Below are 16,327 nucleotides of genomic sequence, written 5' to 3' on the forward strand. Positions count from 1 at the left end.
GCCCCCGCCGGTGGAACACGGGGGCCATGATTCGCTTGACCGATGACATCGTGGCCCGCCAGTCCCGCCGCCGGCCCCACCCCACCTGCCACCGCTGATCCCGCCGCCGGCCCCACCCCGCCCGTCACCGCTGATCCCGCCGCCGATCCCGCTGATGCCGAGCCCGCTGCCGCCGGTCTCGATCTGCCCGCTGCCGGTCACGCCGCCGACAGATCCGGGCTGCCCACGGACGGGTCCGCTCCGTCTGATGCCGCCTGGCTCACCCGGCCCGCGGCCGCCGTCGACGAGGCTGCCCGTCTGCTGCTCGGCTGGCGGATCACCGCGAACGGTGTGACCGTGCGGATCACCGAGGTGGAGGCGTACAGCGGACTGGGCGAGGACCCGGCGAGCCACGCGCACCGCGGCGTCACCCCGCGCAACCGGGTGATGTTCGGGCCGGCCGGGCACCTCTACGTCTATCAGATCTACGGCATGCACCTCTGCGCCAACGTGGTGTGCGGCGAGGACGGCCGGGCGGCGGCCGTCCTGCTACGCGCGGGCGAAGTGGTGGACGGGCGGGAGACGGCCCGGTCCCGGCGGCCGGCCGCCCGCAACGACGCCGACCTGGCAGCCGGTCCGGCGAAGCTGATGCAGGTGCTGGCACTGACCCGCGACGCCAACGGTTCGTACCTGCTCGACGGCTCCGGCCCGGCCATTCTCACCCCGCCGGTTCGGCAAGCCGGACAGAACAGCATCGGACCGAACGCCGGGAACGGGCCGATCAGCGCCGAACCGAACGGAACCGGGCCGAACGGAGCCGGGCCGAGCAGAGCCGGGCCGAGCAGAGCGCGAGCGAACGGAACCGAACCGGACAGGGCCGGGACGGACGAAGCCGAGGTTGACGAGACCGGGGCACTCGAGATCGGGGTGGTCGTGGCTGGGCCGCGGGTCGGGGTCACCTCTGCTCACGACGTACCGTGGCGGTTCTGGTTCCGTGACGACCCGACGGTCAGCACCTATCGTCGGCACGTCCCCCGGAAAAGGCAGGCTCCCCGGAAAGCGTGAAGACGCCCAGACGACGGGTGGGGCGGGTCAAGGCCACGTAAAGATCGTTGGCGCCGCGCGGGGACTCGGCGCGGATGATGTCGGGGTCGACCACCAGGACGGTGTCGAACTCGAGGCCCTTGGACCGGGTGACCGTGAGCAACGCCCCGTCGGCGTCGATCTCGCCCGCGGTCAGGGCGGGCAGGAGAGCCGCCAGCTCAGCCTGGCGGGCTTCCGGGGCGATCACCGCCAGGCGGCCGCCGTCCAGGGCGGCCATCTCCTCGGACACCCGGACGGCGAGGCGGTCGAGGTCGCCGGTCTCCTCCCAGGGTTCGACACCGGACTCACGGACCGGGCGGGGCGGGGTGATCCCGGGCAGCATCCGGTGCGTGTAACCGAGGATCTCGGCCGGAGTGCGGTAGCTGACGGTGAGTTCGGCCAGCCGCCAGCGGTCCGCGACGTAGCGGTGGAACACCTCCGACCACTGCCCCGGCGTGCCGAGCGCACCGGCCTGAGCCAGGTCACCGACCACCGTCATCGACCGGCTCGGACAGCGGCGCATCAGGAGACGCCACGCCATCGGTGAGAGTTCCTGCGCCTCGTCGACGATCACGTGGCCGAACACCCAGTTCCGGTCGGCGGCGGCCCGTTCCGCAGCGGACCGCCACTCCCGGTGTTCGAGCCGCTCGGCGAGCATGTCGGCCTCCATCACGTCGGCCACGTTCGGGATGGCGGCCTCGTCGTCGTCCTCCAGCTCGTACGACTTGGAACCGGCTGTCACGTCCAGCACCCCCTGCGCGTAGGCGAGCCGGGCCCGCAGGTCACGAGCCTCCCGGGCACGCTGCGCACGGTCGTCCTCGCCGAGGATCTCGGCCGCCTCGTCGAGCAGCGGAACGTCGGCGGGAGTCCAGCCGCCACCGGGCGCACGCTGAAGCAGAACCCGCTCGGCAGCCGTGAATCCGGCGCCACCACCAGCCGCGGCGTCGCCCGATCCGGAACCGGAGTCTTCGGGGGCGGCGGTCTCCGTCAGGTCTGCGACGTCGGTGAGATCGGCGAAGAAGTGGTCGAGGAACCGTTCCGGGGTCAGCACCGGCCACAGTTCGTCGAGGACCCGCCGGACGGCCGGGTTGCCGGCCAGGTCGGCGCGGATGTCGGCACGGTCGGCGGCGTCCAGCAGGTTCGGGCCGGGCAGGGCGTCGTCGTCGCCGAGCGGGTCGTCCCAGAACGGGTCGTCGCCGATCAGTGTGGCCACCTGCTCGGACAGGGCGTCCAGGACAGCCGCGTCGAAGACCGGGCGGGCCAGGTTGTGCAGCAGACCGGAGTCACGGGCACGAGCGCGGGCGGCCTCCACGGCGCACGGGGTGAGGCTCAGCGTGTGCCGGTCGGCGACGATCTCGACGGGGTGCTCGGGGACGCGTTGTCGTGCGCGTACCCCCGCCTGGAGGATCTCCACCATCGTCGCGCGACCTTTGATCTCGGCCGTCTCGGGCGGCTCCGGCCGACGGGCGGTGACACCGGGGAAGAGATCACCCTGGGTGGCGAGGAGGACGCCGGTCTCGGCGAGTGAGGGCAGGACCTGGGAGATGTAGCGGAGGAACGTGGCGTTCGGGCCCAGGACGAGTACGCCGCGGGCGCTCAGTTGCTCCCGGTAGGTGTAGAGCAGGTACGCGGCCCGGTGCAACGCCACGGCGGTCTTGCCGGTGCCCGGGCCACCCTGGACGACGAGGATCCCGCTCAGGCCGGCCCGGATCACCCGGTCCTGTTCGGCCTGGATGGTCTCGACGATGTCCCGCATGCGGCCGGTCCGGTTGGCGGTGAGCGCGTGCAGCAGGGCGGCCTCGCCGGTCAGCGCGGTGTCGGTGGCGCGGGCGTCGAGGATCTCGTCGTCGAGGGCGGTGACCTGGCGGAACCTGGTGCGGATGTGACGGCGGCGGGTGACGCCGTGCGGGGTGATCGCGGTGGCTACGTAGAAGGGGCGCGCGGCCGGTGCCCGCCAGTCGATCAGGAGCGGTTCACCGGTGTCGTGCATGCCGATCCGCCCGATGTGCAGCGTCTCCCCCACGCGACCGTCGTCATCCTGGAGGTCCAGGCGGCCTCCGTCATCCTGGAGGTCCAGGCGATCGCCGTCACCCTGGAGATCCAGGCGGCCGAAGCAGAGGCCGTGTTCGACGGCGTCGAGGTGGGCCAGGCGTTCGGCGTAGTGGCCGGTCGTCGCGTCACGCTGGGAGAGTGCCTGCAGGGTCCCGCCGGATTCCAGGCGGGCGGTGGTGAGGGAACCGCGGGCCTGGATGCGGAGTTCGTCCAGGTGGCGGTAGAGGAGATCCAGATGGGCCTGTTCCTCACGGAGGTCAGCGGACGGATCGCTTGACAGATTTGACATAGCGCCCCCTTGGCCGTATTCTGAAGGTGGCTTTTTCGGCTCACTAAACGTTTCTATGGTGAGCAATTGCCCACCATAGCAGCATTTGACCGGGCGTGACCAGATGCCGCCCGCCCCACATCCTGCTCAACCCACCCCGCTCGGCCCAGCGCCGCTCAGCCCACCCCGCTCAGCCCAGCCCCCGCTCAGCCCACCCCAGCGGGGCCCAGCGCCGCCGGACGCCCCCTCAGCGAGTAGCCGACGACCCGGTCGCGCGGACCTCTACGCGAATGTCGTCGCTGTCCTTGAGGATGATGGTCCGGCCGTCGGCGGGGGTCCAGTGCTCGGAGAGCAGGATCCAGTGTTTGCCGTTGGCCACCAGGGCACGCAGGCCGGTGTAGCGGAAGCGGTACTCCGCGCGGGGCGACAACGCCTCGACCCGCACGTCGGCGCCGGCCAGCTGCAGATCACCTTTGCTGTACAGGGTGACGCTCGGACGGTTCCGCAAGGCTTCGGCGGTGGACCGGGCCAGGTCGGCCCCGGCGTGCTGGGCCTGCAGGGAACCCATCCAGAAGTAGCCGATCAGGATCACGCAGCCTACGGCGATCCGGCGGGGCAGGAACGGGAGACGGCCGGGGCGGTCGGTCACCCAGCAGGTCATGCCCAGCTCGGCGAGCACCGCTCCGGCGATCAGGGTCACTGCCGCCGGTGTCGGACGCAGGATCGCGCCGCCCACGGCGACGGTGAAACCGACGGCCACCGCCAGCACACCCAGACCGCCGAAGAGAGCGGTGAGTGGAATCCGGGCGCGAGGATGCCGCCTGGTCCAGGATTCGCCGGCACGCAGGGCCAGATAGCCGGCCACGCAGGTCAGGACCAGGCCGACCGCCATGCCGAGGGCGAAGCTGTAGCCGCGGAGCTGATATTCGAGGCTGCCGTAGCCGACCAGTTGCGTGTCGATGCCGAAGTAACCGAAGTACGCGCTGGTCCGGATCCAGGCGAAGAACAGCAGGAAGCCGCTCAGCAGGGCCAGCGGGGTCGCCAGCATCCCGAAGCTCTCCAGCAGACCCGGCGCCGGGGAGGGGGCCGGAGCCGGGAGAGCCGGAGCCGCGGCGGGCGATGCCGCGGCGGACGGTGCCGCAGCAGACGGTGCCGCAGCAGACGGTGCCGCGGACGACGGCTGAGTGCTCCGTCCCGCCGCACGGGCCGCCCCGGGCCCCGGATCGCGGGGCCCGGCGTTGCGCCGGCGCAGGCCACGGTCGACGGAGGAGCCGGAGGGCGCGGCTTCCCGGGCGGGAGGGGCAGGACGGGCGGCGCGACGAGTGGCGGGCACCCTAGCCGCCACCGCCGCCTCCCGCCGTGACCTGCGCGGACACCGTCGGGGTGGGGGCACCGGACGGGGGCAGGACCGTCGCCGTGGGCGGTCCCGGCGGTGGCAGGACCGTCGCTTCGGTGCTGGCGCTCGGGTTCGGGTTCGCCGGGGTCGGCACCGGCGGGTCGGTCAGCAGCGACGTCGGTGTCGGAACCGGCGGCTGCACGCCGGCGGTCGTCGGCGACGGGATCACGGTCGCCGTTACGCGGGGCGGTGCGGCGGTGGTCCGGGCCGGGGCCGGGGTGACGACGCCGCGTGCCGCGGTCACCCCGCCGTCCAGGACGGCCCGTTCCACCGCGGCCCGGCCCAGCCCCTGGTGCGCCGGTCCCTGCCCGGCGGAGCGGGCCGTGCCGCCCGCACCGGCGGTCACCGCGGCGGGTTCGCTGGTCGCGGGCAGCGCCAGGGGTGGGGTCGGGTCGAGTTCGATGCCGTCCGGCGGGCCGGCCGGGGTCACCACACCGGGAATGCCGTTGTTGCACGCGGCAACCAGAACTCCCGTCACCAGCAGGGGCAGCACCAGGCCCCGAAGCGGCAATACAGGCTTCATGGAACTATTATGCAGTTAACGACCAAAAGGGACAAGTTTCACTCGCGTCAGGTACGGCTCGTGCCCGCGGCCGGTCCGGCCATCCGCTGGGCGAGCCAGACCGGCAGCACCGAGAGCACGATCAGGACCGCGGCCACCACGTTCACCACCGGCGCCTGGTTCGGCCGGAACAGGTTGTTGAAGATCCAGATCGGCAGGGTGGTGACGCCCGGACCCGCCGTGAACGTGGTCACGATGATCTCGTCGAAGGAGAGCGCGAACGCCAGCAGCCCACCGGCCAGCAAGGCCGACCGCAGCAGCGGGAAGGTCACGTACACGAAAGTCCGGAAGGACCCGGCACCCAGATCGGCCGAGGCCTCCTCCAGGCTCGTCCCGGTACGCCGCAGCCGGGCCAGCACGTTGTTGTAGACGGTGACCACGCAGAACGTCGCGTGCCCCACCACCACCGAGAACAGCCCCTTGCCGATCCCCAGCTCGCCCATCACCGAACGCCACGCGCTGTCCAGTGCGATACCGGTGACGATGCCGGGCAACGCGATCGGCAGCACGATCAGCAGCGACAGGGTGTCCCGGCCGAAGAACGCGAAACGCTGCACCGCGAACGCCACCATCGTGCCGAGCACCAGGGCGATCGCGGTCGCGCCGAGAGCCGCCTGCACCGAGGTGACCAGCGCCTGACGGGCGCCCTCGTTGGCCCAGGCGGCCGACCACCAGCGGGTGGTCCAGTCGTGCGGCGGCCAGGCGAACGTCCGGTCGCCGTTGAACGAGTTGACCAGCACCAGCAGCAGCGGCACGTAGACGAAGGCCAGGCCGAGTGCCATGACGGCGCGCAACGCCCAGCGCGCGGGTACGGACAGCGTCACAACTCCTCCAGGGCACCGGACCGGCGGACCGCGACCAGGTAGATCACCATGATCAGGACGGGTATGCAGGCGATCGCGGCGGCGAACGGCAGATTGTTGGCGGCGCCGATGTTCGCGTACACGAGATTGCCGATCAGTTGGGTCTTGCCCCCGACGATCTGGACGGTGATGTAGTCGCCGAGCGACAGCGAGAAGGTGAAGATCGAGCCGGCGAAGATCGACGGCACGATGATCGGGAGCACCACGGCGCGGAACGTGCGGCCGGCGCGGGCACCCAGGTCGGCCGAGGCCTCCAGCAGGGAGTCCGGGAGGCGTTCCAGCCCGGCGTGGATCGGCAGGATCATGTACGGCAGCCACATGTACGCCAGCACCAGCACGGTGGCCGGCAGCCCGTACCCCGCGGTGACACCGAACAGCGACTCAAGTGGACCGCCGGGGGCCAGCAGGACACGCCAGGCGTACGCCTTGACCAGGTACGACGCCCACAGTGGGGTGAGGATCGCGATCACCAGCCAGGGCCGGGACCTCCGCGACGCGACCTTGGCCATGAAGTACGCCATCGGCACGGCCAGCACCACGCAGATCACCGTCACCGACGCCGCCACACCGACGCTGCGCAGCGTGACGTTGCGGTAGACCTCCTCGGTCAGGATGGTCCGGAAGTTCGCGAGCGAGAACTCCCGGACCACGCCGCCGGTGAAGCCGTTCACCGTCCAGAACGCCGACACCAGCAGCACCGCGAGCGAGCCGAGGTACGCGACGACCAGCCAGAGCAGGGGTGCCGACAGCAGGGCCGCCAGGCGTAGGTAGCGGCGCACGTCAGCCCTTGATCGTCGTCCAGGCCTGCGTCCAGGCCGAGTAGTCCTTGCAGGTCACGTCGGTACGCCCGTCCACGCACCGGGCGAGGGGCGTGGTCCAGTACCAGACCTTGCCGAAGTAGGCCTCGTCGTCGGCGTGGAACGTCGCGCAGTGATCCTTGGCGACGGTCACCGCGCAGGCCAGCTTGTTCGCGGGCGCCTCGCCGAACCATTCGGCGACGCCGGCGTTGGCCTCCGGCGAGATGATGTGGTTCATCCACAGGTACGCGCAGTTCGGGTGGGCCGCCTTCGCCCCGATCATCCAGGTGTCGGACCAGCCGGTCGCGCCCTCGGTGGGCAGGATCGCCTCGACCGGCGCGCCGTCGGCCTTGGACAGGTTGGCGATGACCTGCCAGGTGGTGCCGAGCACGGAGTTGCCGGCCTTGAACGCCTGCACCTCCTTGGTGTAGTCCGACCAGTACTCGCCGATCAGCTCGTTCTGCTGTTTCAGCAGGTCGACGGCGGCCTGGAACTGGGTGTCGTCCAGGGCGTACGGGTTGGTGATGCCCAGGTCCGGCTTGGTCGCCATCAGGTACACCGCCGCGTCCGCGATGTAGATCGGCGAGTCGTACGCGGTGATCTTCCCCTTGTGCGGCGAGGCCGGGTCGAACACCGCACTCCACGAGGTGGGCGCCGGGGTGACCGTGTCGGTGCGGTACATCAGCAGGTTGGCGCCCCGGCCGTGCGGCACGCCGTAGGGCTGTCCGTCCACCGCGTTCCACTGCTTGTTCTTCAGGCCGTCGAAGACGTCTCGGTAGTTGGCGATCAGGTCGGTGTTGACCGGGGCCACGTCGCCGCCGTAGATCAGGCGCAGCGACGCGTCACCGGAGGCCGACACCAGGTCGTACTCGCCGGTCTTCATCAGCGTGACCATCTCGTCCGAGGTACCGGCCACCTTGTTGTTGACCTGGCAGCCGGTCTCCTTCTCGAAACCGGTCACCCAGTCGACGGCCTTGTCCGTGGTGCCGTCCTCGACGTACCCGGCCCACGAGACGATGTTGACCACGCCCTCGCCCGCCCCGACGGACGCCAGCTTGTCGATCTTCGGCAGTTCCAGGCCGCCCGGCCCGCTGCCCCCGCTCGTGTCGTCGCCACCGCCACCGCAGGCGGCGAGCGTGAGCACGCCGGCCGCCAGCGCCGCGGTCATCCACCTAGTGCGCATCCGAGCCGTCCTTTCCACTGAAGGGGATCTCGATCACGTGCTCGTCGTGCCAGTCGAGGCGGACCCGTTGCCCTCGTTCGCGTCCGGGGCGCCGGTTCTGTTCGACCACCACCATCCGGGCGCCGGCGTCGAGGTCCACGAGGTAGCGGGTCACCGGTCCGGCGTAGATCACTTCCGCGACGACGCCCGGGACGCCCTCGGCGGATATGTCGACTTTTTCGGGACGGATGGCGAATGTGCCGTCACGCCCGACGAGCGCTCTGGCCAGCTCACCGGCGAACACATTGGACGTTCCGACGAAATCCGCCACGAACCGGGACGCCGGGCGCTCGTACACCTCCTCCGGCGTACCGACCTGCACGATCCGGCCGGCGTCGAAGACCGCCACCCGGTCACTCATGGTCAGCGCCTCGTCCTGGTCGTGGGTCACGAAGACGAACGTGATGCCCACCTCCCGCTGGATCGCCTTCAACTCGACCTGCATCTGCTCCCGCAACTTCAGATCGAGCGCGCCCAGCGGTTCGTCAAGCAACAACACCTTCGGCCGGTTCACCAGCGCCCGGGCCAGAGCCACCCGCTGCCGCTGGCCACCGGACATCGCCGCCGGCTTCCGCGATTCAAAACCGTGCAGTTGTACGGAGTGCAGCGCCCGTACCGCCCGATCCCGGCGTTCGCGCCTGGGCACCCTGCGGACCTTCAGCCCGTACTCGACGTTCTCCACCACACTCAGATGTGGGAAGAGCGCATAATCCTGGAAGACCGTGTTGACGTCCCGCTCGAACGGGGCCAGCCGGGACACGTCCCGGCCGGCCAGCGCGACCGTGCCGGCGGTGGGCAGCTCGAACCCGGCGATCATCCGCAGCACCGTGGTCTTGCCGGAACCCGACGGCCCCAGCATCGAGAAGAACTCGCCGTCGGCGATCTCCAGGTCGACACCGGCCACCGCGTCCACGGCGCCGAAGGACTTGCGCAGGCCGGTCAGCCTGATCGCCGGAACACTCATGGGGTCACCATCACGATTCGCCGCTCGGTCAACGCGTCCACCAGGCCGTCGTTCGAGGCGTACCCCGAAGGATTGCGGTTGATCTGGATCTCGTCGAAATCCAGGGCGTGCGCGGATCGCAGCGCCACCGCCAGATCCGGGGTGAAGACACCGGCCCGCGGACGGACGGCAGCGCCGTTCACCTGCGCGATCGTCTCGTCGAGGTCGGTGAACCGGGTCACCGCGACCACCGGCCCGGACAACTGTGGACGGCCCGGCGCACCGGCCACCACCGCCGGCGTGAGAACTGATCCCTCCCGGACGCCGCCGGTCACCTCCGCACCCGCGTCACGGGCCGCGGCGAGGTGCCGCTCGGCCTCCGCGGTCGCTTCCGGCGAGATCATCGGGCCGATGTGGGTACGCGCGTCGAGCGGATCACCGGCCCGCAGCGACGCCACAGCCTCCCTCAACAGGTGCAGCACCCCGTCGTGGACCTCACGGTGGGCCAGCACCCAGCGACCGTGCAACCCGGCCCGCAGCAACTCCGCCACCACCCGGCCGGGATCGGCACCCGGCCCGGCCAGCAACGGGACCGTCGCGTCCGGCTCGCACAACACCCGCTTGCCGACCGCCGCCGCCCGGACCCGCTGACCCGCGGCGACACTCCCGGCGAACGCGACGACCGCCGGAACCGGATGCGAGACGAGCGGAACACCGGCGACCGGACCGGTACCGGTGAGCACCGCGACGGCATCCGCCGGCAGCCCGGCCTCGACCAGCAGATCCACCAGGCGTACCGCCGAGACCGGCGTGGACGCCGCCGGTTTCAGCACCACCGGACAACCCGCGGCGATCGCCGGACCCAGCCGGCGGGCCACCGCACCGAGCGGGGAATCGTGCGAGGTGAGCACCGCGACCACCCCCACCGGGCGGCGCACGATCATGCCCAGCTGATCCGGCTCAGTGATCGGAACCGGTCGCCCGGCAGGTTTGCGAGCATCCGCGGCAGACTGCCGCAACGTCGCGACGGCCCGGGCCGCCTCGGCCCGGGACACCACGATCGGTGTGCCGGCCTCCCGGGTGACCGTGACGGCGAACTCCTCGGTCCGGTCGGCAAGCAGATCGGCGGCCCGTTCCAGAACCTCGGCGCGCTGACAATCCGTGCCGCCCGCCCGCGCCACGGCCTCCGCGACGTGCTCCGCGGAGAGGGCGGGCACCCGGGCGACCGGGGCGCCGTCGAACGGACTGCGCACCTCGATCCACTCGTCGGCGCCCACCGGGCGGCCGCCGATGCGCGCCGGGACTTGCAACACTTGTCGACCTCCCGCAACAGGCTTCCGGCCACCGTAGGGGTGGCGAGGGTCACTCGTAAATGGACAGTGGTCCAGTCCTTACGCGAAGTCGTTGTGCGGCCGTACAGTCCGGCCATGACGCTGCGTCTGTCCGACGTGCTCGCCGACCCGGACCTCGGGCTGCGGCTCGCCGACGGCGACCAGACCGCCCTGACCAGGCCGGTCCGCTGGGTCGCGGTGACCGAACTGGCCGACCCGCGCCCCTTCCTGGCCGGTGGGGAACTGGTCCTGACCACCGGACTCCGGCAGCGGTCCGCCCGGGCGCAGCGCGAGTTCGTCACCCGTCTCGCCGAGGGCCGCGCGGCCGGCATCGGCTTCGGCGTCGGGCTCAGCCACGACCGGATCCCGGCGGGCACCCTGGCGGAGGCGCGCGTCCACGGGCTGCCGGTGCTGGAGATCCCGTACTCGACGCCGTTCATCGCGGTCGACCGGTTCGTCGCCGACCGGATCCTGGAGGCGCAGTACGGACGGTTCGCGGACCTGCTCGACGAACACGACACGCTGGCCCGGTCGCTGCTCTCCGGGCGCGGACTGGGCGCGCTGATCGACTCGCTGCACCAGATCCTGGGAGCGCCGGCGATGGTGGTGGACCTCTACGGGGCGGTGCTGGCGACCGCCCCGGCCAGTGCAGCCTGGCCGGTCGAACAGATCCTGTTCGCGACCCGCTCCGGCACCTGCGGGCAGCCCACCATCCTGCCGATCACGGTGGAGGAGACCGTCGTCGCTCACCTGTGCTGCAGGCGGCCACGACGGTCGGCGGACGTTCTGCCGTACGCCGTCTCGCTCGTCGGTCTGGAACTGGCCCGGCGCCAGGCGGAACTCGCCGGGAAACGCCGGCTGGCCGGGCAGGTGATCGAGGATCTGGTCCGCGGCATCATCGGCGCCCCGGAAGCCGAACGACGACTGCTGCCGTTCGGCATCCGCGGACCCGACGAACACGCGCTGCTGGTGGCGACAGCAGCCGGCGACAGCGGGCTGTTACGGAGTCCACCACTGGCCGGCGCCACCACCGCCGTGGTGGAGGACTGCCTGATCGCCGTGCTCGAACCCGGGCAGCACGCCCGGGAGGCGGCCCGGCTGATGCACGCCCACCTGAGCCGCAACGGCGACGAGGCCCGGGTGGGAATCGGCGGCTGGTACGCCGGGATGACAGGCCTACGGTGGAGTTACTACGAGGCGCACGAGGCGATGAACCGCGGACCCGGCATCAACGAACGCGAACAGATGAGCCTCTCCGGACTGTTGCTGGCCAGCGAGGACGTGCCGCTGCGCGACCTGGCCCGGGACGTGCTGCGCCCGTTGCGCGAGTTCGACGCGGCCCACGCGGGGGCGCTGGTCAGCACACTGCGCGCCTTCCTGGACGCCAACGGCTCGGTGGCGGCGGTCGCCGAACAACTGATCGTCCACCGCAACACGGTCCGCTACCGCCTGGAACAGATCGAGAGGCTGACCGGGCGCTCGCTGTCGGGCACAGCGGACCGGGTGCAGTTCTGGTTGGCGCTGGCAGCCGCGCGGCTGGAGAGTTGAAAAGCATGAATTCGACAGCTTCTCCTTCATCGTGACAGTGCAGGTCCTGGGGGGCCGGGAGGCCGGGAGGCCGGGAGGCCGGGAGGCCGGGAGGCCGGGAGGCCGGGAGGCCGGGAGGCCGGGAGGGCCGGAGTCGACATAGGACGAGGCTCCCGGTAAGCACGATGCCCCAAACCGGGAGCCTCGCTGTGCTGTCCCACCCCGCCGCTCCACTCGCGGCCTGAACCACCTCGCAACTGGGCGAGCCCGTCCGCCCAGCTCAGGCCGGGACTCTCGCCGGCCTCACCCAGGCCCACCGCAACCAGCGCCGGTCCCGATGGCGGCGCCTCGACCCCGGCTGGCAAGCCCCGCTCGCCCTGCCCCACCTGCGCAACGGCGACAACCTGACCCGCCTGGCCTGCGATTTCGAAAACGGCGTGACCTCCGCCCGGCGCCACGTCCGCAAGGCATCGACCCGCCCGGCGCTACCTCCGCACGGCACCGACCCACCCGGCGCTACCTCCGCACGGCACCGACCCACCCGGCGCTACCTCCGCACGGCACCGACCCACCCGGCGCTACGTCCGCACGGCACCGACCCGCTCGCCGCCACCGACGACGTCGTAACTGCGACGAACAGGATCCGGCTGCTCGCCTCCGTGATCCTCAACGGCACCCTCCTCCGATCGACCGGGCCACCGACCAGAAGCCCCACCACTCGGGAGAAACCGCCGCCACGGAATGAACGTACATGTCATAGCCGATGCGGCAGGCCGACCCAACGGGGTCCTGCACCACGCCGCACCCTGGCCGTCACCGATCTCAGCCGCTACGTCGTCGTCGAGAACCCGGCTCGCTCAGGATGAAAGAGGCTCGATGTCGAAAGGGCGACGTCAGGCGGGCCTCTCGGCAGGAGGCCGAGCGGGGCACCCGGGCCGGGACGTCGCCGTCAGGAACGTCCTGCGTCTTGGGGTTCATCCTGTGAGGCCCTCCCAGCGCAACCGGTTCTCCTCGCTCGGCACTCCTTCACCCACCCAGCACAACCGGCACCCCTCGCCCGCCTCCCGCTGGGTGCCTTTCATGGGATGGACCCCAAGGCCTGCGAGGTCCGTTGCGGTGACGTCCCGATCCGGGCGGATCGGTCACGCCGAGTGCGGGTCGGCGTGCCTGGCGTCACGCATCAAAGATTTTCACGATCATTTTGCACTTCTCGATTTTAGTGATCGACAAGTTGGCATGATCGAGTTTATTTGTGGGAACCCTTGGCGGGCGGGATGGGGCACAATTGTTCGCATGGGGCAGCTAGGCCTTTTCAACAGGGAGCAGCTGGCTGGAATGCGGGATCGGACCCGGTCTCGGCGCTATTCTCCGGCGGCTGAGGAGTTTCGTCGTGAGCATGAGCGCCATCGGGCCTGGGGGTTGACTCAGCGGCACGGTGAGCGGCTTCGCCGGCTGCGACTTGGCTTGCTGAACAGGGAGGATGGCCGTCTCGTTGTCAACCCTGGCCGCCGGGCGGATCAGGATGCTCGGGAGCGTGACACCTCCCTGGTTCCACGTTGTGGTGATTCCATTTCTCGGGACGACAGCGATTCCCCATCCACTTTTTCGGCTCTCCCTCCGCTCTCCACTGGCTGCGATCCAGAGGACTCCCCGGCGGGAGGAATCCTTTCCCCATGCGCCGATTCGCCTGGCCTCGAACCTGAGGTTGATGTTTTTCCAGTTGTTTCGGCTTCAGCGGTTGCGACTCCAGCTGTTGCTACTTCAGCGGTTGCTAGTTCAGTGATTACTACTTCAGTGATTGCGCCCTCAGCGGTTGCGCCCTCAGCGGTTGCGCCCTCAGCGGTTGCGCCCTCAGCGGTTGCCACTTCAGTGGTTGGCGAAGAACTGCCAGATTGTGGGGGTGGCTGCCAGGGCGGTGGAGGGTGGGTCGAGGTCCAGGAGGTCGATGGCTGCCTGGCTGGGGCCGGGAGCCCCGGGCCACTGGTGTCCGGCTCCGGCGATCGTGATCAGTTCGACGGTGCGGCTTCCGGGGCAGTCGGCGGTGAGCCGGGTGACCACTTCCTTGGCGCTCTCTTCTCCGGTGTCTCCACCTTTGGCGGGTGGTGGAGTGCTCGCTGTGGAGGTCGGGGCGGGGCAGTTGTCGGTGGCTCGCCAGGAGGCGATCAGGTCCGGGACTGCGGGGCCGTCGAGGTTGAGGGGGATGCGGCCGGTGCCGCCGTTGTGGCGTTTGCCGGGGCTGCCGTCGAAAGGGACGGAACGGTCGGCGGTGCCGTGGATGTGCAGGATGGAGAGCGGGGCTGGTCGGGGGCAGTCGCCGATCAGGGTGCCGGATACGGGGGCCGCCGCGGCGAAGAGGGTGGTGTCGCAGGCCAGGCGGTAGGCGAGCATCCCGCCGTTGGAGATGCCGGTGACATAGACGCGGGCCGGGTCCAGGGGTGCGCCCTGGGAGACCGCGGCGATCACGGATTTGACGAAGGCCACGTCGTCGACGTCGTCGCGGGCGGCGGGGCCGCAGCAGCCGGGGCCGACGTTCCAGGAGCGGCCCACGCCGTCGGGGTAGGCGACGAGGAAACCGCCGGTGTCGGCCTGGGCGTCCCAGCCGTAGGAGTTCTCGGCCTGTCGTCCGCTACCGGCGCCGCCGTGCAGGACCAGCACCAGTGGGGCCGGGCGGGTCTCGGACAGGTTCTTCGGGCGGTACGTCCGATAGGTACGGTCGAGGTCGCCTACGCGCAGTTCGTGGGCCGTGCTGCCGTCCGGGATCTGCCAGGCCGTCGAGGGCTGGGGCTGGGACGGGTCCGGGGTGGGATCCGTGGGTGCCGAGCAGCCGGAGACGAGCAGCGTTGCCGACATCAGCAGGGCGAGGGCCCGGGATGCAACGGGAGTGGGCATGGGGGCATCGTTCGCGCCGGATGTTCGGGTTCGGTTCGGATCGGGTTCGGCCGACAGCAGAGGATCGGGACCGGCCGACGGCAAAGGATCGGGACCGGCCGACAGCAGAGAAACGGGTCCGGCCGACAACTGAGAAACGGGACCGGCCGACAGCAGAGGATCGGGACCGACCGACTGCAGCGAAGCGGGACCGACCGACGGCAAAGGATCGGGTTCGGCCGACAACTGAGAAACGGGTTCGGCCGACAGCAGAGGATCGCGGCTTGGTGGCGTACCCGGGGTGTCGGTTCTTGTCTATTGGTTGAAGATCCAACCCGGTGTGGGACGGGTGCGGGCGACGCTTACCGTGAGTCGGTGGATGTCCGTCTCTGGTCTGTTGTCGCCGAGCCTGTGGCGCTGGCCACCGCCGGGGTGGGTGCGGCGGCGCGGCAGGGTGGGCGGGCCGTGTTCGGGGTCGGCGCAGATGCCCTTGTGGTGATCGTCGACGGCGGGTTCCGGACCGCGGACGAGGTGTCCGTGTCGGGGCCGTTTCCCCGGCAGGTGGAGAAGCTGCTGATCGGGGACGGCGGGCGGGTTCCCGTGGTGGCGTTCGCACGGCTGCCGGAGGGGTGCCTGGCGCTCGGCGGCGCGCGGGTGGTCCGGATGGGGCACCGGCGTGGCGTACTCCATGATCTCGGGCTTTATCTTGATGCGCCGCTCACCTACGACCTGCTGGATCGGGTACGCCCGACCGCGCCGCCACCGGCGCAACCCGACGTGGACTGGGTCGAGCTGTTGCCGGGCGCGCCGGAGGCGGCGCTGCAACAGTTCGTCGCCGGGTGGTACGGGGATCTGCCGGCCGCCGCCACGCCCGCGGGGGACGGGCCGGAGCCGCTGCGGGCGTTCTACCGGGCTGCCGCGGGGCGACCTGAGGTGTACGGGGTGTCCACCCGGATCTGGCCGGAACCGATCAGTTCGCCGGAGTTGCCGGAGGGGACGCTCGGTTTCGGGCAGGAGGGGGACGGGGTCTTCACCCTGCTCATGGAGGAGGGCGCGCGGAATCCGCCGGTCTACTACCACGGGCTCAGCGACCGGCCGCTTCGGGAACGGGAACGCCTCGCCGGGTATCTGCTGCTGTCCGCCCTGAGTCACGCGGCGATGGACTCGTCGCCCGGCGGCATGGCGTTCGTCGACAAGGCGCAGGTGAAACGGATCGTGGCGCCGCTGCGCAAGGTGCCGATGAAGCCGATGCGGTGGCCCAGCGCGCGGTCCCGGTTCTATGTCGGGCCGGGCATCGTGGTGCTGGTCGGTGACGACGACGCCGACTGGTACGAGGTGTACGTCGGCGCCCGGCACCGGTCGTTGCTGCGCCGTCTGCGCAAACTCGGCCTCGACTGGGAGGTGTTCGACGGCTGAGCCCGCAGTCCCCGGGGCGT

12 protein-coding genes and 2 pseudogenes are annotated in these 16,327 nt (G+C 70.7%); 5 read left to right on the forward strand and 9 right to left on the reverse strand.

The genetic code is table 11. The features are described 5' to 3' along the window. Nucleotides 1-219: 219 nt before the first annotated feature. Nucleotides 220-1,044 (forward strand): DNA-3-methyladenine glycosylase, encoded by an 825-nt coding sequence (locus WH85_RS48790; RefSeq protein WP_045743212.1) that lies wholly within the window; start codon nt 220-222, stop codon nt 1,042-1,044. On the opposite strand, the gene WH85_RS18330 is transcribed toward WH85_RS48790, so the two are convergent. From WH85_RS18330 to WH85_RS18365, 8 genes are all read right to left on the reverse strand, one after another. Next, complete coding sequence (locus tag WH85_RS18330) at nt 989-3,403, reverse strand: HelD family protein (protein ID WP_045743124.1); 2,415 nt, start codon at nt 3,401-3,403, stop codon at nt 989-991. The genes WH85_RS48790 and WH85_RS18330 overlap by 56 nt on opposite strands. A 226-nt stretch (nt 3,404-3,629) precedes the next feature. Beyond that, nucleotides 3,630-4,430, reverse strand: coding sequence for a hypothetical protein (locus WH85_RS18335; RefSeq protein ID WP_045743125.1), 801 nt, complete (start codon nt 4,428-4,430; stop codon nt 3,630-3,632). 286 nt (nt 4,431-4,716) lie between these two features. Beyond that, nucleotides 4,717-5,301 carry a hypothetical protein gene (locus WH85_RS18340; RefSeq protein ID WP_157411074.1) on the reverse strand — a complete coding sequence of 195 codons (585 nt, stop codon included), beginning with the start codon at nt 5,299-5,301 and terminating at the stop codon, nt 4,717-4,719. Nucleotides 5,302-5,348: 47 nt separating this feature from the next. Further along, a complete protein-coding gene (locus WH85_RS18345; RefSeq protein ID WP_045743127.1) occupies nt 5,349-6,164 on the reverse strand; it encodes an ABC transporter permease in 816 nt (271 codons plus the stop codon). After that, complete coding sequence (locus tag WH85_RS18350) at nt 6,161-6,982, reverse strand: ABC transporter permease (RefSeq protein ID WP_045743128.1); 822 nt, start codon at nt 6,980-6,982, stop codon at nt 6,161-6,163. The genes WH85_RS18345 and WH85_RS18350 overlap by 4 nt, the downstream gene beginning before the upstream one ends. 1 nt (nt 6,983) lies before the next feature. Further along, complete coding sequence (locus WH85_RS18355; protein ID WP_045743129.1) at nt 6,984-8,183, reverse strand: ABC transporter substrate-binding protein; 1,200 nt, start codon at nt 8,181-8,183, stop codon at nt 6,984-6,986. Continuing rightward, on the reverse strand, nt 8,173-9,186 hold the full coding sequence (locus tag WH85_RS18360; RefSeq protein ID WP_045743130.1) for an ABC transporter ATP-binding protein: 1,014 nt from the start codon (nt 9,184-9,186) through the stop codon (nt 8,173-8,175). Before WH85_RS18360 ends, WH85_RS18355 begins: the two co-directional genes overlap by 11 nt. After that, nucleotides 9,183-10,478, reverse strand: coding sequence for an aldehyde dehydrogenase family protein (locus tag WH85_RS18365; protein WP_169792462.1), 1,296 nt, complete (start codon nt 10,476-10,478; stop codon nt 9,183-9,185). Before WH85_RS18365 ends, WH85_RS18360 begins: the two co-directional genes overlap by 4 nt. A 114-nt stretch (nt 10,479-10,592) precedes the next feature. On the opposite strand from WH85_RS18365, the gene WH85_RS18370 reads away from it, so the two are divergent. The 3 genes and pseudogenes from WH85_RS18370 to WH85_RS52980 all read left to right on the forward strand — a co-directional run. Then, the gene (locus WH85_RS18370) at nt 10,593-12,044 is read left to right on the forward strand and encodes a PucR family transcriptional regulator (RefSeq protein WP_045743131.1); all 1,452 of its coding nucleotides are present in this window, start codon (nt 10,593-10,595) and stop codon (nt 12,042-12,044) included. A 236-nt stretch (nt 12,045-12,280) separates the two neighbouring features. After that, nucleotides 12,281-12,493: pseudogene (locus tag WH85_RS52975) on the forward strand (IS5/IS1182 family transposase); the annotation flags it as partial. Between the two features lie 135 nt (nt 12,494-12,628). Then, a pseudogene (locus WH85_RS52980) lies at nt 12,629-12,800 on the forward strand (IS5/IS1182 family transposase); the annotation flags it as partial. 1,089 nt (nt 12,801-13,889) lie between these two features. Here the strand turns inward: WH85_RS52980 and WH85_RS18380 are convergent. Then, nucleotides 13,890-14,912: an extracellular catalytic domain type 1 short-chain-length polyhydroxyalkanoate depolymerase gene (locus tag WH85_RS18380; protein WP_045743133.1), complete on the reverse strand. Its 1,023-nt coding sequence runs from the start codon at nt 14,910-14,912 to the stop codon at nt 13,890-13,892. Between the two features lie 354 nt (nt 14,913-15,266). Between WH85_RS18380 and WH85_RS18385 the strand changes: the two genes are divergently transcribed. Next, complete coding sequence (locus tag WH85_RS18385; RefSeq protein ID WP_045743134.1) at nt 15,267-16,307, forward strand: hypothetical protein; 1,041 nt, start codon at nt 15,267-15,269, stop codon at nt 16,305-16,307. The last annotated feature ends 20 nt before the right edge of the window (nt 16,308-16,327 follow it).

The organism is Actinoplanes rectilineatus (genome assembly GCF_000962825.1).
Taxonomy (GTDB): Bacteria; Actinomycetota; Actinomycetes; order Mycobacteriales; family Micromonosporaceae; genus Actinoplanes; species Actinoplanes rectilineatus.